This window comes from Sinomonas susongensis, from assembly GCF_005877005.1.
Lineage (GTDB): Bacteria > Actinomycetota > Actinomycetes > Actinomycetales > Micrococcaceae > Sinomonas > Sinomonas susongensis.
This window is the reverse complement of the sequence record NZ_SSNH01000002.1, coordinates 286921-304886: the sequence shown is the minus strand read 5'-3', so window position 1 is coordinate 304886 and position 17966 is coordinate 286921. Positions and strand designations below refer to the sequence as shown.

Genomic DNA, 17966 nt, shown 5'->3' with positions numbered 1-17966 from the left:
CGCCGTCTTCCGGCCGTCTTCCCACGTCGGGCGAGTGGCCTGCCGAGTACCGCCTGTCCACGGCACGTGGTGCCCTTCCTCCGCCCTGCCCGGATTCGAGTACCCGCTACGGGTGTCCTCGTGACCCCTGCTTGGGACAGTTGACTTGTTGCGGGGCCTGCGAAGGAGGGTCCTCGGCAGATGGAGGAAGAGGGATGAGTGATGAAGCAGTCCCGTCAGTCGATCTCGGCCAGCTTGAGGCCCTCGTCAAACGACTCGAGCAGGCTGCGGATGCCCTCGCGACGAGCGAGGGAAAGCTCGTGCGGACGCTCGAAGCGATGAGGGACCGGGACCGTGCAGCGGCCTTCGATGCGTGGCGGCGGGGACAGTAGCGTGACGCGATCTTCGGTCCCTGGGGTACGCTTCCGGCATGGATGAGGGGGACCTGGCCGCGCCGCTCTATCTCGGCATCCTCGGCAAGCTGAACGCGCTGCGCATGAGCGACTCGCAGAACGTGGTCGCGACCGCGGAAATGTGGCATCCAGTGGTGGAGAGGCACCAGCCAACGTCGGAGCTCACGGGCTTTCCGTGCTCCGCCTGCGGGGAGCCATGGCCTTGCACCATGATCGTGGATCTGGTCCGGGCGCTGAGCTGAAGAGGCTGAGCTGAAAGAGTCCGCCCGGACCCTCCACCAAGGCGGAGGGTCCGGGCGGACTCCTGGGGACGAGCGTGTGCGGCCAGGCCGCAAGCACCTACACGCCGAAGTAGAGCTCGAACTCGTACGGGTTCGGGCGGAGCGAGAGGGGAGCGATCTCCTTCTCGCGCTTGTACGCGATCCAGGTCTCGATCAGATCGAGCGTGAAGACGTCGCCGGCCTGCAGGAACTCGTTGTCGGCCTCGAGAGCGTCGAGAGCCTCCTCGAGGGAGCCCGGTGCCTTGGGGATGTCCTTGGCTTCCTCTGCGGGGAGCTCGTAGAGGTCCTTGTCGATCGGGGCCGGCGGCTCAATGCGGTTGCGGATGCCGTCGATGCCCGCCATGAGCTGGGCCGCGAACGCGAGGTACGGGTTCGACGAGGGGTCCGGTGCGCGGAACTCGATGCGCTTCGCCTTCGGGTTGGTGCCCGTGATCGGGATGCGGATGCCTGCCGAGCGGTTGCCCTGCGAGTAGACCATGTTGACCGGGGCCTCGAAGCCCTTCACGAGGCGCTTGTACGAGTTCACCGTCGGGTTGGTGAACGCGAGGACGGCCGAGGAGTGCTTGAGGAGGCCGCCGATGTACCAGCGCGCGAGGTCCGAGAGGCTCGCGTAGCCCTTCTCGTCGTAGAAGAGCGGCTCGCCGCCGTTCCAGAGCGACTGGTGGCAGTGCATGCCCGAGCCGTTGTCGCCGAAGATCGGCTTCGGCATGAACGTGACGGACTTGCCCCACTCCGTCGCGGTGTTCTTGATGACGTACTTGAACTTCTGCAGGTCGTCCGCAGCGTGCACGAGGGTCGAGAACTTGTAGTTGATCTCGGCCTGGCCGGCGGCGCCGACCTCGTGGTGCGAGCGCTCGACCTCGAGGCCCACAGCGTCGAGGTTCAGCACCATGGCGTCGCGGAGGTCGGCCTGGTGGTCGACCGGCGAGACGGGGAAGTAGCCGCCCTTGAACGGGGTCTTGTTGCCGAGGTTGCCGCCCTCTTCCTCGCGGCCCGAGTTCCACGGGGCCTCGATGGAATCGACCTTGTAGAACGAACCCTGCGGGGAGGACTCGAACTGGACGTTGTCGAAGACGTAGAACTCGGCCTCGGGGGCGAAGAACGCGGTGTCGGCGATGCCGGTCGAGGCCAGGTAGGCCTCCGCGCGCTCGGCGACGCCGCGGGGATCGCGGTGGTACGGCTCCCCGGTGCGGGGGTTGACGATGGAGAAGTTCAGTGCGAGCGTCTTCTCCACACGGAACGGGTCCACGTAGGCCGTGGTCACGTCCGGGATCAGCTGCATGTCGGACTCGGCGATGCCCTGGAAGCCGCGGATGGACGAGCCGTCGAACAGCTGTCCGTTGACGAAGAAGTCCTCGTCCACCGTCTTGGCGGGGACATTGAAGTGCTGCTGGACGCCGGGGAGGTCGGTGAAGCGGATGTCGACGAACTTGACATCCTCGTCCTTGATGAACGCGAGGACTTCCTCCGCAGACTTGAACATCTGTTCTCCTTACAGGTCGGGATGGCACGCACCGGGCGCGAAACGGCGGCGCGCAGGCGGTATCGCCGCGCGGACGTCACCGTGCTGCAACGCCCTCAGCCTACGAACATGGCGTTACTCGGCAGTGTCCGTATTGTTTCAGCGAGGTTACATCACGCCGCTGTGACGAGCCCCACGCTAGGCGGCATCGGCCGCGCACGCCAAGGCGCTGACGTCATAGAACGGCCGACTGGAACAGGCCGGCCAATTAGACTGAGTCGGTGATCGACCGCAGAGACGTCAGCTCCTGGATCAGTGGGCCACCGACCGAGCCCGGCCACTACCCGGGGCGGGGGCTCGGCCTCCCTCGAACCGGCCCCGGTTCGATCGCCCGCCCGGGGCGCCGCGTCGTCGCCCTCTGCATCGATTGGGCGGCGTGCCTCCTGATCTCCACGGCCTTCTTCCACGGCAACTCCTCTGCGACCCTCGGCATCTTCGCGGTGGAGCAGATAGTCCTTGTCGGCACCGTCGGCTACAGCCTGGGACACCGCGCGCTCGGGCTCAAGGTCGTTCGGCTCGGTGGCGCCCCGGCCGGGATCCCCGCGGCGATCCTGCGAACCGTGCTGCTGTGCCTCGTCATTCCGGCAGTCGTCTTCGATGTGGACCAGCGTGGGCTCCACGACAAGGCCGCCAAGACGGTGCTCGTACGCCTGTAACTGCAGAGAAGGGCCCGGACAGAATGTCCGGGCCCTTCGTATGCCGAGGAAGTCTTCGGGAACTCCGAAGTCTTAGGCAAACTCCGGCTCAGCGGCCGCGCATCGCCCTGCGGTCGGGACGGACCCGCGACGGATCGATGCCCTTGGGGATCGGCAGCCGCGGGCCGAGCGACGCGAGGCGCTTGCTGATCGCCTGGACCTCAACCTTGGTGAGCTCGGGCTTGAGCTTCTGCATGCGCTTGGCAACCTTGTCGATCGGGGTCTGGCCGTCTTCGCGGCCGCTCTCGATCACGTTGATCGGAACGTTCGGGAGGATGCGTGCGAGGCGCTTCCGCTCCGACTCGATGAGGGGACGGACACGGCCCGTCGGCCCCTCGGAGACGAGCACGACGCCGGCACGGCCCACCGCGCGGAACACGAGATCCTGCGTGCGCGGGTTGATCGCGACGGGCTGCTCCTCCACGATCCAGCCGCGGCGCAGGGTGTTGAGGGCGGCGCCCGCGGCACCGGGCTGGCCCTCGATCTGCGAGAAGGCAGCGCGCTCGGCCCTGCGGCTCAGGATGAGGATCGCGCCCAGCACCCCGAGGAGGATGCCGACGATGAGGCCCGTGATCCAGTTGTCGAGCAGGGAGCCGACCAGCACGCCGAGGCCGACGACGACGAGGAACACCAGCGCCATGAGCCAGACGACGTTCGGGTCCGCTCGTCGGGTCATCTGGAAGACCTGGAGCATCTGCTGGAAGCTGTTTGGCTTCTTCGCCTTCTTCGGAGCCTGGTCCGAGGGCGTGTTGGGGGTGTTCTTCGCCATAGTGCTTCAATTCTAAGTGAAACGCCGCCCTCCCAGACTTCGCCGGGGAGGGCGGCGTGCGAAAACGCGCGGGACGTCGGATGAGTCAGTGGGCGTGGGCCGCGAGGAGGCTCGCGGCCTCCTGGCGGGTCGTGCCCGACGACTCGATGTGGGCAAGCTCCGGGGGGATCTCCCGGCCCTTCTTGCGCATCGCCGTCGCCCACAGACGCCCGGCCCGGTAGGAGGACCGCACGAGCGGGCCGCTCATGACGCCGAGGAACCCGATCTCTTCCGCCTCCTGGGACAGCTCGACGAACTCCTCGGGCTTGACCCACCGGTCCACCGGGTGGTGGCGCTCGGAGGGGCGCAGGTACTGCGTGATGGTGAGCAGGTCGCAGCCGGCCTCGTGCAGGTCGCGCATCGCCTGGGAGACCTCCTCGCGCGTCTCGCCCATCCCGAGGATCAGGTTCGACTTCGTGACCATGCCCTGGTCCCGCCCCTGCGTGATGACGTCGAGGGAGCGCTCGTAGCGGAAGGCGGGGCGGATGCGCTTGAAGAGCCGGGGGACGGTCTCGACGTTGTGCGCGAAGACCTCGGGCTGGGCCTCGCAGATCGCGGTGATGTGCTCGGGCTTGCCGGAGAAGTCGGGGATGAGGATCTCCACGCCGGTGCCGGGGTTCAGCTCGTGGATCTTGCGGATGGTCTCCGCGTAGAGCCAGGTGCCCTCGTCCTCGAGGTCGTCGCGGGCGACGCCGGTGACGGTCGCATAGCGCAGGCCCATCGACTGGACCGAGCGGGCGACCTTCGTAGGCTCGAAGCGGTCGAGGGGAGAGGGCTTGCCGGTGTCGATCTGGCAGAAGTCGCAGCGGCGGGTGCACTCGGAGCCGCCGATGAGGAAGGTGGCCTCCTTGTCCTCCCAGCATTCGAAGATGTTGGGGCAGCCTGCCTCCTCGCACACGGTGTGGAGGCCTTCCTTCTTCACCTGGTTCTTGAGCTGGACGAACTCCGGGCCCATGTGCACCTTGGCCTTGATCCAGTCCGGCTTGCGCTCCACGGGCGTGGCGGCGTTGCGCTGCTCGATCCGCAGCAGCCGGCGTCCCTCGGGTGCGAGCGTCACAGGAGTGCTCCTTCAGTCTGGGAGGAAGAGGAAGAGGAAGAGCCGTCGTCGGCCACGAATTCGGCCGCCCGGCGGGCGAGTTCCTCGGTGATCCGGTCGACGATGTCCAGCGGTGCGACCTCGCGGCCGATCTCCGCGGAGATGGTGGTCGTGCCGGCATCCGTGATGCCGCACGCGATGATCTGCTCGTAGGGGGCGAGGCTGTTGCTGCAGTTGATGGCGAAGCCGTGCCCCGTGATGCCGTCGTGGACGCTGATCCCGATGGCAGCGATCTTGCGATCGCCTCCGCGCTCGTCAGCGCGCACCCAGACCCCGGAGCGGCCGTCGACGTGTTCGGCCTTGATCCCGTACCCGGAGATCACCGTGATCATGACGTCTTCCAGCAGTTCGACGTAGGCTCGGACGCCTCGCGGCTCCTTGAGGCGCACGATCGGATAGCCGACGAGCTGGCCCGGTCCGTGCCAGGTGAGCTTCCCGCCGCGGTCGACCGGGACAACGGGGGTGCCGTCCAGCGGCCTCTCGTGGTCCTCGGTCCGTTTGCCTGCCGTGTAGACGGCGGCGTGCTCGAGTAGGAGAACGGTGCTGGGGGCGTTTCCTGCTGCCACCTCGTCGTGGAGCTGACGCTGTGCCGCGAGTCCCGCGGTGTAGTCGACATAGTCGGGCGCGAACCCCAGCCGGGTGAACGCAAGAGTCATGCGGACCAGCTTAATCCCCCGGAGGACCAGCGCTGCCATGAGATGACTCACACCGCTCGCCCGTGCCTGTGGATAACTTCCGACGCCGTCGTTGTCTCTGCGGTAGACAGGGGGCATGGAACCCATCGGACCAGCGATCCCGGGGTACGACGTCGTCCGCCTCCTCGGGCGCGGAAGCACCGGCGACGTGTGGCTCGTGCGTGAGCAGGCGAACGCGCGCCTGCGCGCCGCGAAGGTGCTGCGCGGAGGGGTCAGGGGCGGACCGGCGGAGTCGGCTCCGCTTCGCCGCGAGCTCCGCAGGCGTGGTGTTCCCTCGCATCCTCACCTGCTGACGTGCCTCGAGTCGGCGAATGACGCCAACACCGGTTCGACCGTTCTGATCGCCGAGTACGCTGCGGGAGGTTCTCTCGCTCGACTCGTGGCCGTGCGCGGCAGGCTGACGCCTGGCGAGGCGGTCACGACCGTGGGCCCTGTCGCCCAGGCCGCCGCCGCCCTGCACGCCGTGGGGGCATCCCACCTCGACATCGCGCCCGGGAACATCCTGTTCACTTCCCAGGGGCGGCCCCTGCTGGCCGATCTGGGCGAGGCGCGCTACGTCGGCGAGGCTGCGGGAACGACGCGCGGCACCGACGGGTTCTTCGATCCTTTCACCGCAGGCACAGCTGCCGTCCGCCCTGCTGCCGACGTGTACGGCCTCGGTGCCGTCGCCTGGTTCTGCCTCGTCGGTTCGGCCCCCGGCCCGAGTCGCGAGCGGCCGCCGCTCGGCCTGCTAGCCCCCAGCGTCCCGACCGAGCTGGCGGCTGCCATCGAGGCCGCGCTCGTCGAGGATCCGGCGGGGCGCCCGACGGCGGCGGAATTCGCGCGCGCTGTCATGCGGAGCCGGCGTGCCGAGCCGGTCGATCTCGCCCCCGCGGTCGACGCCGAGGTCATTCCCGAACTGGTCACCCGCCTCCAGGAGGGCTCGCGCCGCCGGCGCCGTGGAAGGTCCCGGCTTCCCGGGGGCAGGGGCACGGCGGTGATGTGGGCAGCTTCGGTCGCCACCGTTGCCGTGGCCGCAGTGCTCGCGGGGGTGGTGGCCCTGGGGGCAGACCTCGCGCCGCGCGTCACGGGCGCTTCCGAACCCACTGCGGGGGGGTCGGCCGTGCCCGAGCACCTGAGGCTGGCGGCCGAGTCCGAGGACCCGCTGCAGGCGGTCCAGGCGCTCGCCGAGATCAGGGCGCTCGCCGTATCCGGCGCGGATCGCGAGCTCCTCGCACGCGTGAACGTCCCCGGATCCGAGGCCGCCCTCGCCGACCGCAGGATCGCGGACGACCTCGACGCCGCCGGCCGGCGTCTCGAGGGGTTCGCCTCCCGGGTGCTCTCGGCGGAACTCGCGGGGCCGGGAGATGACGCAGCCGGGGCGACGACGCAGGCCGACGGGAGCACCGCCGTCGTCCGCGTGCGCGTCCTGAGCTCGGCATTCGCCGTCCGGGGGAGGGACGGAGGCGAGGTTGCACCGCCGGGGGAGGCGAAGGACCAGTGGCTGCGGATCGTCCTCGAACGCCACGACGCGGGGTGGCAGGTGTCGCGGGTGCTCCCGGCCGCCCTGCCTATGATCGGAGGATGACAGCCTCCAGCTACTTTCGGTACCCCCATGTGCACGGCGACCTCGTTGCGTTCGTGGCCGAGGACGACGTGTGGCTTGCCCCGGTCGACGGCGGTCGGGCCTGGCGCATCTCGGCCCTCGAGCTCCCCGCCCGCAACCCGCGCTTCACGCCTGACGGCACGAAGGTGGTCTGGAGCGTCGTCCAGGGGAACGCCCCCGAGGCGGTCGCCGCGGACGTCGACGGCGGAGGCTTCCACCAGCTCACGTACTTCGGCCACCAGTCCACCCGGGTGAAGGGCTTCGACCCCCGGGGCCGTGTGGTCGTGACCAGTGCGCACAACCAGCCCGACGCGCGCCACACCCACGCCTACGCGATCCCCGTCGAGGGCGGCTGGCTCGAGGAGCTGCCGTTCGGCCCCGTCGACTCGGTGGCGTTCGGCCCCTCGGTCGGGGACGAGCGTCCGGTCGTCGTCGGGAGCGTCCTCTCACGGGAGCCCGCGGCCTGGAAGCGCTACCGCGGCGGTGCCGCCGGCAAGCTCTGGATCGACGTGGACGGCGGCGGCGAGTTCCGCCGCCTGGTCCCCGAGCTCGAGGGCAGCCTGTGCGATCCCGTCTGGATCGGCGGTCGGATCGCCTTCCTCTCGGACCACGAGGGCTACGGCAACGTGTACTCGGTCGAGCGGGACGGCTCCGACCTGCGTCGGCACACGGACTTCGACCGCTTCTACGCGCGCCACGCGAGTTCGGACGGTTCGAGGATCATTCTGGAATCGGCAGGCGGGCTCTGGCTGCTGGACAGCCTCGAGGCGGAACCCCGCCAGCTCGAGGTGACCTTGGGCTCGGCCTCGACGTCGCGACGCCCGGCCCGGCTCGCCGTCGGGCGCCACCTGGGCGAGGCCGTGCCCACGCACGACGGCGAGGCGAGCGTCGTCGAGGCCCACGGCACCGTGCATTGGCTGACCCACCGCGACGGCCCCTCGCACGTCGTCGAGGCGACACCCGGCGTCCGTGCTCGGCTGGCCCGTCCCGTAGGCAGCCACCAGGTGGCGTACATCGCCGACCACGCAGGGGAGGAGGGGCTCTTCCTCAAGGACCTGCGGGACGCCGGAGAGGGCCAGTCCGCAGACGAGGCCCCCAACGGAACCGAACCCGCTGCCTCGCACGCGACGGATGCGGAGAGCGCTCTGCCCGCTCCCGTGCCGGTCGGCACGGGTTCCGGCTCTGGCCTGCAGCCAGCTCGGGTGGGCCCCGCCGAACAGCGTTCCTACGTCGTGCCGGCCAGGCGCGAGCGCGGCTCCGGGGAGACCCGCCCTGGTGCCCCGGTCCGCCTCGGCCTGCCGACCCCCAGCCGCGTGGCCCAGCTGGTCCCGAGCCCCGACGGCCGCCGCATCGCGCTGGGCACGGCCTTCGGCGAAGTGCACCTCGTGGACCTGGACTCGAAGTCTTCGCGCACGCTCTCGACCGTGGAGGAGGGCACGATCGAGCAGCTTGCGTGGAGCCCCGACTCCCAATGGCTCGCGTGGAGCGAGCCCGTGACAGCCTTCGGATCGCGCTCGAAGCTGCGCGTCGCGAACGTCTCGTCCGGCGAGATCGCCGACGTGACCGACGGCCGCTTCTGGGATGCGTGGCCCGCCTTCACTCCGGATGGGAAGTACCTCGCGTTCCTCTCGGGACGCAGCTTCGACCCGGTCTACGACGGCCACTCGTTCGACCTCGCGTTCCCGAGCCCGATCAAGCCCTACATCGTGCCGCTCGAGGCCACGACCGCCGCGCCCTTCGGTCCCCGAGTCGCGGGCTTCGGCACAGAGACCGCGGGGGAGACGACAGAGAAGGAGGACGGCGACAAGCCTGAATCCGGGCAGACGAGGGTGGACCTCGAGGGGCTGGCGCATCGAGTCGTGGCGCTTCCGGTCCGTCAGGGGAACTACTCGCGCCTCACGGCGGCTCCGGGAGCGCTCCTGTGGCTTTCGCACGACCTCTCCGGCGCTACGGGCGACGGCAAGGCGAAGCCGGGGGACAAGGACCCCCAGCCGACACTCGAACGGCTGGACCTCGGCGACGGTCGCACGACGACTGTCGTGGGCGCGCTCGACACGTATCGGCTGAGCGGGGACGGCTCGAGGATCGTGTACGTGAGCGACCGCCGCGTCAGCTCGGTGCCGAGCGATGCCAAGGCCGAGGAGGGCTCGCCCGAGTACGTCCGCGTCGATCTCGACCGGATCCGGGTGCGCCTCGAGCCGGTCGCCGTGTGGCGGCAGGCGTACGCGGAGGCGTGGCGGCTCCAGCGGGACTTCTTCTGGGCGGAGGACATGGCGGGACGTGACTGGGAGGAGGTGCGCGCGCAGTACGAGCCGATCGTCGAGCGGCTCGGCTCCCACGACGATCTCGTCGACCTCCTATGGGAGATGCAGGGGGAGCTCGGAACCTCTCACGCCTATGTGACCCCGAGCCTTGCCTCAGAGCCCGATGCCGGGGGCCAGGGCCGGCTGGGCGGCGAGTTCGGCTACGACGACGGATGGGTTGTCCAGCGCGTCCTCGCGAGCGAATCGTCCGATCCGCTCGCGACGTCCCCGCTGGCCGCGCCGGGGGCCGACGTGCGGCCCGCGGACCGGCTCCTGGCGGTCGACGGCGTCCCCCTCACCGCGCAGTTCGGGCCCGCGATGGCCCTCGTGGGCGCAGCGGGCAAGACGGTCGAGCTCACCGTGCTCAACGGCCCCGAGCACGGCGAGCGGGAAGGACGACGGCGACGCATCGCCGTCGTCCCCCTCAAGGACGAGGAGCGGCTCCGCTACCAGGACTGGGTGCAGGCCAACCGAAGGCTCGTCCGCGAGGCGTCCGAGGGCCGATTCGGGTATCTCCACGTCCCCGACATGGGGGCGCGCGGGTGGGCTCAGCTGCACCGCGACCTCGACACCGAGACCGCCCTCGACGCGCTCGTGGTGGACATTCGCCGCAATCGCGGCGGCCACACGTCCCAGCTCGTCGCAGAGCTCCTCGGGCGCCGGGTGACGGGCTGGACCATGCCGCGCGGCGAGCAGCCGCGGACCTACCCGCGGCACGCCCCGCGCGGGCCGGTCGTGGTCCTCGCGGACGAGTTCGCCGGCTCGGACGGGGACATCATCACGCAGGTGTGCAAGCTGCGCGGCATCGGGCCCGTCGTCGGGACCCGGACGTGGGGCGGTGTCGTCGGGATCGACAACCGCTTCCGGCTGGCCGACGGCACGGCCGTGACCCAGCCGCGCTACGCGACCTGGTTCGGAGGCGAAGTCGGATGGGAGGTCGAAAACCGCGGCGTCGAGCCGGACATCGAGGTCCCCTTCCCGCCGCACGCCTACGCCGCGGGCCTCGATCCGCAGCTCGAGCAGGGCATCGGCGTGCTCAAGGAGATGCTGATGGAGATCCCGACCGAGCGGCCCCCTGCGCGGACCGGCTACCGTTCGGTCCGTCCTCCGGCCCTGCCCCCGCGGCCTCAGGAGCTGGCCGCGGCCGGATCAGCGCTCGCGTACGAAGGCTGAGCCGAGACAGCGGGACCCCGCCTGCGAGGAGCGCAGGCGGGGTCCCGTCTCTTCAGTGCTTCTTCCGGATCAGGACTCGAGCTTGGCGTCGAGCGTGATCTCGATCCCGGCGAGAGCCTGGCTGACCGGGCAGCCCTTCTTGGCGCCCTCCGCGATCTTCTCGAACTCGTCCTGGGAGAGGTTCGGCACGCGAGCCGAAAGGGTCAGTTTGCTCGTGGTGATGCCCTTGCCGGGGATGAAGTCGACCTCGGCCCGAGTGTTGATCTCATCGGCCGTGTACCCGGCCTCGGCGAGGCCGTTGCTGAACGCCATCGAGAAGCATGCGGAGTGGGCAGCGGCGATGAGCTCTTCCGGGCTCGTCTTGCCGTTTGCGTCGGCGCTACGCGCCTTCCAGGTCACGTCGTACGTGCCGAGCCCGGAGGTGTCCAGGGTGGTCCGGCCGGATCCCTCCATGAGGTTGCCGTTCCATACGGTGTGGGCGGTGCGGATGGTAGCCATGCTTCGCTCCTTCGTTGGTCCTGTGGACTGCTTCGCCGGCACGGAAGGCCGGAGTGACTGGCCCGGCCATCGTAGGCATAAAGGAGCCCCGCCCGCGTCCTGTGAAGCGGGCGGGGCCGACGGTGCCTGGCCTGCCGTCAGGGCCAGATCGTAGCGATCGCGATGTTGAGGAGGGCGAGGCCGCCGACGGCGTGCGCGAGCCCGGGAGCGACGACGTCGCCAGCCTTCCGGCGTCTGTTCCCCACGAACGCGAGGGCGCCCACCACGACGGCGATGATGAACTTGATCGTGAGCTTGAGGTAGTCGGGGGAGGCGACGTTGGAGTCTGCCTGCTTCGAGAGCACCGTGATGAGCCCGACGAGGATGATGCCGGTGATGAGCTGGGTCATCGCGCCGTCGAACTGCCGAGCGCCCACTGTGGGCTTCTTCATATTCGCGATCCACGGGCCCACGATCATGGCTGCGCCGACGATGTGGAGGAAGACGAAAATGCTGAGGACGACAGTCATGGTCACGATTCTAATGTCGGCCCCATGACCGGCCCGCCGGATCCGGAACCCCTGAGGGTTCCAAGTGGATAACGAAAGGCCGCGGCCCGGATCCAGACTGGATCCGGGCCGCGGCCCGTTGCGCCCGGGGCGACTCGGTCAGAGGCCGAGGTCGGCCTCGAAGGCGCCGGCCTCGAGGCGGGCCCGGAGCGTCTGCAGGAAGCGGCCTGCGTCCGCGCCATCCACAAGGCGGTGGTCGTACGTGAGCGAGAGGTACATCATCGAGCGGATCGAGATCACGTCGTCGCCCTCGGCGTTCTGGGTGACCCACGGCCGCTTGACGATCGCACCCGTGCCCAGGATCGCAACCTGCGGCTGGTTGATGATCGGGGTGTCGAAGAGCGCCCCGACGGAACCGATGTTCGTGATGCTGAAGGTCCCACCCGAGAGCTCGTCCGGGCCGATCTTTCCGCTGCGCGTCCGCGACGCGACGTCGGCAATCCGGCCGGCGAGACCGGCGAGGTTGAGGTCGCCCGCGTCATTGATGACGGGAACGAGGAGGCCCTTCTCGGTGTCCACTGCGATCGCAAGGTGCTCCGCGTTGTGGTACGTGATCTCCTGCTTCTCCTCGTTGTACTCCGCGTTGAGCTTCGGGTGCTGCTTGAGCGCCTCGGCAACAGCCTTCGCGATGAACGGGAGGAACGTGAGCTTGACGCCGTTCTGCGCCTGGAAGTTCGCCTTCGCCCGGTCGCGGAGCTTGGCAATCCTCGTCATGTCGATCTCGTGCACCTGCGTGAGCTGCGTCGAGGTGTCGAGCGACTCCCGCATGCGCCGCGCGATGACCTGCCGGATGCGCGGGGCCTTCTCGGTCGTGCCGCGGAGCGACGAGACCGGGGCGGCTGAAGGTGCGGAAGGAGCCGCAGGAGCGGCGGACGGCTGGGCGGGCGCCGGGGCTGCTGCCTGCTGTGCCGCCTTCTGTGCCTCGGCGGCAGCGATGACGTCCTGCTTGCGGATGCGTCCGCCGACCCCAGTGCCCTTGACGGCCGAGAGGTCGACGCCCTGCTGGTTGGCGAGCTTCCGGACGAGCGGGGTGACGTAGCCCGCCTCGGCACCGTTGGAGGCCGATACGGGGGCAGCAGGAGCTGCCTGTGCGGGTGCTGCCGTCTGGGTGGGCGCTGCCGGAGCGGCTGCCGTCTGCGCGGCGGGCGCCTGCTGCGAGGGAGCAGGCGGGGTGGGGGCTGACTGGGCGAGCGCGTTGTCCGCGTCTTCGGCCGGCGCTGGGGCCGGCTCGGAGGCGACCGCTGCGGGCGAGGATGCCTGAGAGGAAGCCTCGGCCGGGGCCGGCTGAGTCGGAGCCGCCTGGGCGGCAGTCCCTGAACCGATGACCGCGAGGACTGCGCCGACCTCTGCCGTCTCGTCCTCGTTGACCCTGATCTCCTGGAGGGTGCCGGCGACGGGCGAAGGGATCTCGGTGTCGACCTTGTCGGTGGAGACCTCGAGGAGGGGCTCGTCGACCTCGACGGCGTCGCCGATGCTCTTGAGCCAGCGGGTCACGGTGCCTTCGGTCACGCTCTCACCGAGGGCGGGAAGGGTCACTTCGTGCCCGTCGGGCGCGGCCTGGTCGACGGACGGCTCAGCGGGCTCCTCGGAGGGCGCCGCCTGGGCAGGGGCTGCGGGGGCAGCCTCGGGGGCGGGAGCGGCGTCGGCCGCCGACTCCTGGGCGGGCGCTGCCTCGGCAGGAGCCGAGCCGCCTCCCGTGCCGTCTCCGATGCGGGCGAGGGGAGCTCCGACCTCGGCGGTCTCGTCCTCCGCGACGAGGATCTCCTCGAGGATGCCGGCGATCGGCGAGGGGATCTCCGTGTCGACCTTGTCCGTCGAAACCTCGACGAGGGGCTCGTCAACCTCGACGCGGTCCCCCACCTGCTTGAGCCAGCGTGTGACGGTGCCTTCGGTGACGCTCTCCCCGAGAGCCGGCAAGTTGACGGATTCAGACATTGTCTCCGTGCTCCTTCGTGCTTCTAATCGTGCGATTGATGTCGTTGCCCGCAGGCGTCTCAGCCGTGGAGCGGCTTGCCGGCCAGGGCGAGGTTGGCCTCGCCCAGGGACTCGTTCTGGGTCGGGTGGGCGTGGATGAACTGGGCGACGTCCTCGGGGTAGGCCTCCCAGTTCACGATCAGCTGGGCCTCGCCGATCTGCTCGCCCATGCGGGCGCCGATCATGTGCACGCCGACCACCGGGCCATCCTTCTGGCGGACGACCTTCACGATGCCGGAGGTGCCGAGGATGGAGCTCTTGCCGTTGCCGGCCAGGTTGTACTCCTGGACCTGGACCTGGTCGTCGCCGAACTTCGCCTTCGCGCCCTTCTCCGTGTAGCCGACGGTTGCGATCTCGGGGTCGCAGAACGTGACCTTGGGGATGTTGACGTCCTCGACGACGACGGGGTTCAGCCCCGCGATCTCCTCGGCAACGAAGATGCCCTGCTGGAATCCGCGGTGCGCAAGCTGGACGCCGGGGACGATGTCGCCGACTGCGTAGATGTTTCCGACGCCGGTGTGGAGGCGCTCGTTCGTGATGACGAAGCCGCGGTCGATGGTCACACCTTGCTCTTCGTAGCCCAGGTTGGCCGTCACGGGCCCGCGGCCGACGGCGACGAGGAGGAGCTCGGCCTCGAACGTCTTGCAGTCGACAAGGGTGACCTTGACGCCGTTCTCGTCCTGCTCGACACCCTGGAAGAACGTGCCGGTGTTGAACTTGATGCCGCGCTTCTTGAATGCGCGCTCGAGCTGCTTGATGATCGCGTCGTCCTCGTTGGGGACGAGCGACGGCAGCCCCTCGACGATGGTGACGTCGACGCCGAACGACTTCCAGACCGAGGCGAATTCCACGCCGATGACGCCTCCGCCGAGCACGATGGCGGACTTCGGGACGTAGTCGAGCTCGAGGGCCTGGTCGGAGGTGATGACGCGGCCGCCGAGCTCGAGGCCGGGGAGCGTGCGCGAGTAGGAGCCCGTCGCGAGGATGATGTTCTTGCCCTTGTAGGCAGTGCCGTTGACGGTGATCGTGTCCGGGCCGGTGAGGCGCCCCTCGCCTTCGATGACGGTGATGCCCTTGGCCTTGATGAGACCGGTCAGGCCCTTGAACTTGCCCGCGATGATGCCGTTCTTGTAGGCATTCACTGCGTCCATGTCGATGCCCTGGAGGGTCACGTTGACGCCGTACTTGGCCGCGTCGCGTGCGTGGTCCGCGAGTTCCGCCGAGTGGAGGAGGGCCTTCGTGGGGATGCAGCCATTGTGGAGGCAAGTCCCGCCGAGCTTGCCCTTCTCGACGAGCCCGACGCTGTAGCCGAACTGGACGGCGCGCAGTGCGGCGGCGTAACCGCCACTGCCGCCACCGAGGATCAAGATGTCGAATTCCTGCGCAGTTGGCTGGTCGGCCACGTGACGCTCCCTCGCATGAAGGACGGCGATAAGCCGTCGTGGGTGACAATGTGCCGCCAGCTGGTGCGCCGGCAGGCCCGGTATCAGGGCAACCCTATCGCCCTGACGGACTATGCTCCACCTTCCCACCGTCGTTTGTCCCGCCCTTGTGGCAAGGCTCACGGACCAGCCGGAGTTTCGCGCAGTGGATTTATGTTCTCACTGAGTGGAAGCCGTTTTGCATTGCCGCACTAGGTGATCCTCACCACATTGCAACGGAGGGCGTCCGGCCGAATGCCGGACGCCCTCCGGGTGGTCGTCGGAATCAGGACCTGCCGTCCGCAAGGTCCTCGATATAGCGCACGAGAGTCCGGACCATGGCTCCCGTGCCCTGCTTGGGCGTGTAGCCCCACGGGGCACCGGTGTTGAACGCGGGGCCGGCTACGTCGATGTGGGCCCACGGAATGGTCGCCCCGTCGCCGTTGGCCCCGACGAATTCGCGCAGGAAGATCCCGGCGGTGAGCATCCCGCCCGGCCGGTCGCCCACATTGGCGATGTCGGCGACCGCGGAGTCCAGGCCGGCTCGGAGCTCCTCAGGGAGGGGCATCGCCCACGCGGCCTCGCCCTCGCCGTCGGCCGCCTCCTTGAGCGCGCCGGTCACGGTCGTGTCCCCCATGAGCCCGGCGGTTCGTGTCCCGAGCGCCACGAGCGCGGCACCCGTCAGCGTCGCGATGTCGATGATGACGTCGGGCTTCTCCTCGCTCGCGGCGGCAAGCCCGTCGGCCATGACGAGCCGGCCTTCGGCGTCGGTGTTGAGCACCTCGACGGTGGTCCCGCCGCGGATGGTGATCACGTCGGCGGGGCGCTGCGCGCTGCCTGAGGGCATGTTCTCCGCGATGCAGAGCCACGCAGTCACCTTCGCCTTGATGCCGAGGCGCGCCGCGGCGAGGACGGTGGCGAGGACGGAGGCCGCGCCAGCCATATCGCTCTTCATCTCGTCCATCTTCGCGGCGGGCTTGATCGAGATTCCGCCCGTGTCGAACGTGATCCCCTTGCCGACGAGGTGCACTGACGGGGACTTCGGGGCCTGGGCAGGGATGTATTCGACCTTGACGAGCCGCGGAGGGCGCGTGCTTCCCTGCCCCACCGCAAGGATGCCGCCGAACCCGTCCTTCTCGAGCCGCTTCTCATCCCAGACCGTGATCTTGACCGGCGTCCCCTTGGCCAATTCCTTTGCGGCTTCGACGAACGACGCCGGGTACAGGTGGCTCGGGGGCATGTTGACCAGGGTGCGGGTCGAGTTCACGGCCTGGGCGACGACGGCCGCGCGGTCGAGGGCTGCGTCGGCGGCCGCGCTCCCTGCTATGGGGGAGAGGACGACGGCGCGCGCCACGTTGCGCTTCGCCCCCTCGCCCGACCGGCCGCGGTGTTCGGTGTAGGAATAGGCGCCGAGGGCGGCGCCTTCGGCGACGGCTGAGAACTCGGCGACCGTGGGAGCCGGGAAGGCGAGCACCACGGTTTCGAGTCCCGAGAGCTGACGCACAGCCGAGCCAGCAGCACGGCGCAGTTGTTCCCGGGTGGGTGCAGCACCGTCGACCTTCCCGACCCCTGCGAGCGCGATGATCTGCGCGTGGAGCTCGGGGATGCCGGGGAGACGCACCAGTGAATCGGCGGCCCCGCTCATTCCCAACAGCCCGAGTGTGCTCTGAATCGCCTCCGCATCCTTCGCGCTCAGGGGGCTGTCGAGGAGGACGGGCCCGTCGCCGCCCTGGGCGACTCCGACGACGACCGCATCGCTCGGGGTCTTCCGCAGGTCCCGGGCGATGGCGCTCAGTGAAGCTTCAGCATTGATGAACACGGAGGGAGGCCTCGTTTCTTGTGGGGAAGGCTACTGGGGCGGGTTGAAGGAGGGCTTCCGGTCGGGAGGGGTGTCCCGCTCCGGAATTCCGATCGTAGCCGGTGGTGGAATGATGGACAGCCGTGTGCCGTTGACACTCAGAGGACGACCGAGAGGAGCGAAAGGCAGATGGACCACGCCCCGGGCGGACCGCTTCAGGATCCCACCGGACTCTATGCCGCGGCGCAGGAGCTGCTGGGAGACCCGGACCTGAAGGGCCTGCCGATGCTCATGGGTTTCACAGGCTTTGCCGACGCGGGCCACGCCGTCGAGCAGATCACGGCAGAGCTGCTCCGCGAAGGCACGGCCCGGACCGTCGCCGAGTTCGACGTCGATGCCCTCATCGACTACAGGGCCCGCCGTCCGAGGATCACGTTCTCGGAAGACCATCTCGAGGACTACAGCCCCCCTCGGCTCGCGCTCTATGCGCTCGTCGACGGACTCGGCCAGCAGTACCTCCTCCTCGCTGGGCCCGAGCCCGACTTCCAGTGGGAGCGGTTCGCGCGCGCCGTCGTCGACCTCGTCGAGAAGCTCGACGTGCGCCTTGTGCTCTGGACCCACTCGATCCCGATGCCGGTGCCGCACACGCGCCCGCTCGGGGTGACCGTCCATGGAAACAGGCCCGACCTCGTCGACGGGATCTCCCGGTGGAAGCCGATCGTGAGCGTTCCGGCCGCGATCGGCCACCTCCTCGAACTGCGCCTCTCCGGCGCCGGGCGTGGGGTCGTCGGATTCGTGGTGCACACTCCGCACTACCTTTCCGAGGCCGAATACCCTGCTTCCGCCGTGACCGCCCTCGAACATCTCGGCGCCGCCGCCTCTCTCATGCTCCCCACCGACAGGCTGCGCGAGGCCAACCGCGAGATCGAGCGGCAGATCGCGGACCAGGTCGCGGGCTCGGACGACGTCCGCGAGCTCGTGGAGGGGCTCGAAGAGCGCTTCGACGAGCGTTCCGCCGACGCACCGCAGCGTTCGCTGCTGGCCGCCATGAGCGGCGAGCTGCCCGACGCCGAGGTGCTGGGCGCCGCGGTCGAGGCCTACCTCGCCTCCCAGGAGGAGACGAAGGACGGCGACGCGGACGACGGCCACCGGGGAGGCGCTGCCCCCGCCGACTAGG

The 17966-nt window shown here is 69.3% G+C and carries 15 protein-coding genes; 6 read left to right on the top strand and 9 right to left on the bottom strand.

Features of this window, described 5'->3' with window-relative positions; genetic code table 11:
• Positions 1 to 194: 194 nt before the first annotated feature.
• Both E6A21_RS17750 and E6A21_RS04550 read left to right on the top strand, forming a co-directional pair.
• Complete coding sequence (locus E6A21_RS17750) at positions 195 to 371, top strand: hypothetical protein (RefSeq protein WP_171041263.1); 177 nt, start codon at positions 195 to 197, stop codon at positions 369 to 371.
• 38 nt (positions 372 to 409) lie between these two features.
• Positions 410 to 634, top strand: a complete 225-nt coding sequence (locus E6A21_RS04550; protein ID WP_138442935.1) for a hypothetical protein — start codon at positions 410 to 412, stop codon at positions 632 to 634.
• 97 nt (positions 635 to 731) lie between these two features.
• On the opposite strand, the gene glnA is transcribed toward E6A21_RS04550, so the two are convergent.
• A complete protein-coding gene (glnA, locus tag E6A21_RS04545) occupies positions 732 to 2156 on the bottom strand; it encodes a type I glutamate--ammonia ligase (RefSeq protein WP_138442934.1) in 1425 nt (474 codons plus the stop codon).
• A 260-nt stretch (positions 2157 to 2416) separates the two neighbouring features.
• On the opposite strand from glnA, the gene E6A21_RS04540 reads away from it, so the two are divergent.
• The gene (locus E6A21_RS04540) at positions 2417 to 2851 is read left to right on the top strand and encodes an RDD family protein (protein ID WP_138442933.1); all 435 of its coding nucleotides are present in this window, start codon (positions 2417 to 2419) and stop codon (positions 2849 to 2851) included.
• Positions 2852 to 2939: 88 nt separating this feature from the next.
• Here the strand turns inward: E6A21_RS04540 and E6A21_RS04535 are convergent, their stop codons facing one another.
• From E6A21_RS04535 to lipB, 3 genes are all read right to left on the bottom strand, one after another.
• Positions 2940 to 3659, bottom strand: a complete 720-nt coding sequence (locus tag E6A21_RS04535; protein WP_138442932.1) for a DUF4191 domain-containing protein — start codon at positions 3657 to 3659, stop codon at positions 2940 to 2942.
• A gap of 85 nt (positions 3660 to 3744) precedes the next feature.
• Positions 3745 to 4755: a lipoyl synthase gene (gene lipA, locus E6A21_RS04530; RefSeq protein WP_138442931.1), complete on the bottom strand. Its 1011-nt coding sequence runs from the start codon at positions 4753 to 4755 to the stop codon at positions 3745 to 3747.
• Positions 4752 to 5489, bottom strand: coding sequence for a lipoyl(octanoyl) transferase LipB (lipB, locus tag E6A21_RS04525; protein WP_281281551.1), 738 nt, complete (start codon positions 5487 to 5489; stop codon positions 4752 to 4754). Before lipB ends, lipA begins: the two co-directional genes overlap by 4 nt.
• Positions 5490 to 5565: 76 nt before the next feature.
• Between lipB and E6A21_RS04520 the strand changes: the two genes are divergently transcribed.
• Complete coding sequence (locus E6A21_RS04520) at positions 5566 to 7056, top strand: protein kinase domain-containing protein (protein WP_138442929.1); 1491 nt, start codon at positions 5566 to 5568, stop codon at positions 7054 to 7056.
• Positions 7053 to 10550: a S41 family peptidase gene (locus E6A21_RS04515; protein WP_138442928.1), complete on the top strand. Its 3498-nt coding sequence runs from the start codon at positions 7053 to 7055 to the stop codon at positions 10548 to 10550. The genes E6A21_RS04520 and E6A21_RS04515 overlap by 4 nt, the downstream gene beginning before the upstream one ends.
• A 69-nt stretch (positions 10551 to 10619) precedes the next feature.
• Here the strand turns inward: E6A21_RS04515 and E6A21_RS04510 are convergent, their stop codons facing one another.
• The 5 genes from E6A21_RS04510 to E6A21_RS04490 all read right to left on the bottom strand — a co-directional run bounded on the left by E6A21_RS04510 (position 10620) and on the right by E6A21_RS04490 (position 16810).
• On the bottom strand, positions 10620 to 11048 hold the full coding sequence (locus E6A21_RS04510; protein ID WP_138442927.1) for an OsmC family protein: 429 nt from the start codon (positions 11046 to 11048) through the stop codon (positions 10620 to 10622).
• A gap of 137 nt (positions 11049 to 11185) precedes the next feature.
• Positions 11186 to 11557, bottom strand: a complete 372-nt coding sequence (locus tag E6A21_RS04505) for a hypothetical protein (RefSeq protein ID WP_138442926.1) — start codon at positions 11555 to 11557, stop codon at positions 11186 to 11188.
• A gap of 138 nt (positions 11558 to 11695) precedes the next feature.
• On the bottom strand, positions 11696 to 13531 hold the full coding sequence (sucB, locus tag E6A21_RS04500) for a 2-oxoglutarate dehydrogenase, E2 component, dihydrolipoamide succinyltransferase (RefSeq protein WP_138442925.1): 1836 nt from the start codon (positions 13529 to 13531) through the stop codon (positions 11696 to 11698).
• A gap of 59 nt (positions 13532 to 13590) precedes the next feature.
• Positions 13591 to 14973 (bottom strand): dihydrolipoyl dehydrogenase, encoded by a 1383-nt coding sequence (gene lpdA, locus E6A21_RS04495; RefSeq protein WP_138442924.1) that lies wholly within the window; start codon positions 14971 to 14973, stop codon positions 13591 to 13593.
• Between the two features lie 304 nt (positions 14974 to 15277).
• Positions 15278 to 16810: a leucyl aminopeptidase gene (locus E6A21_RS04490; protein WP_138442923.1), complete on the bottom strand. Its 1533-nt coding sequence runs from the start codon at positions 16808 to 16810 to the stop codon at positions 15278 to 15280.
• A 168-nt stretch (positions 16811 to 16978) separates the two neighbouring features.
• Between E6A21_RS04490 and E6A21_RS04485 the strand changes: the two genes are divergently transcribed.
• Positions 16979 to 17965, top strand: coding sequence for a proteasome assembly chaperone family protein (locus E6A21_RS04485; RefSeq protein WP_138442922.1), 987 nt, complete (start codon positions 16979 to 16981; stop codon positions 17963 to 17965).
• The last annotated feature ends 1 nt before the right edge of the window (position 17966 follow it).

Bases quoted from the DNA above. Each gene is read 5' to 3' on its own strand.
- E6A21_RS04515 (WP_138442928.1), top strand. From the start codon at position 7,053: ATGACAGCCTCCAGCTACTTTCGGTACCCCCATGTGCACGGCGACCTC.
- sucB (WP_138442925.1), bottom strand. From the start codon at position 13,531: ATGTCTGAATCCGTCAACTTGCCGGCTCTCGGGGAGAGCGTCACCGAA.
- E6A21_RS04505 (WP_138442926.1), bottom strand. From the start codon at position 11,557: ATGACTGTCGTCCTCAGCATTTTCGTCTTCCTCCACATCGTCGGCGCA.
- lipB (WP_281281551.1), bottom strand. From the start codon at position 5,489: ATGGCAGCGCTGGTCCTCCGGGGGATTAAGCTGGTCCGCATGACTCTT.
- E6A21_RS17750 (WP_171041263.1), top strand. From the start codon at position 195: ATGAGTGATGAAGCAGTCCCGTCAGTCGATCTCGGCCAGCTTGAGGCC.
- glnA (WP_138442934.1), bottom strand. From the start codon at position 2,156: ATGTTCAAGTCTGCGGAGGAAGTCCTCGCGTTCATCAAGGACGAGGAT.
- E6A21_RS04520 (WP_138442929.1), top strand. From the start codon at position 5,566: ATGGAACCCATCGGACCAGCGATCCCGGGGTACGACGTCGTCCGCCTC.
- E6A21_RS04510 (WP_138442927.1), bottom strand. From the start codon at position 11,048: ATGGCTACCATCCGCACCGCCCACACCGTATGGAACGGCAACCTCATG.
- E6A21_RS04535 (WP_138442932.1), bottom strand. From the start codon at position 3,659: ATGGCGAAGAACACCCCCAACACGCCCTCGGACCAGGCTCCGAAGAAG.
- E6A21_RS04485 (WP_138442922.1), top strand. From the start codon at position 16,979: ATGGACCACGCCCCGGGCGGACCGCTTCAGGATCCCACCGGACTCTAT.
- E6A21_RS04550 (WP_138442935.1), top strand. From the start codon at position 410: ATGGATGAGGGGGACCTGGCCGCGCCGCTCTATCTCGGCATCCTCGGC.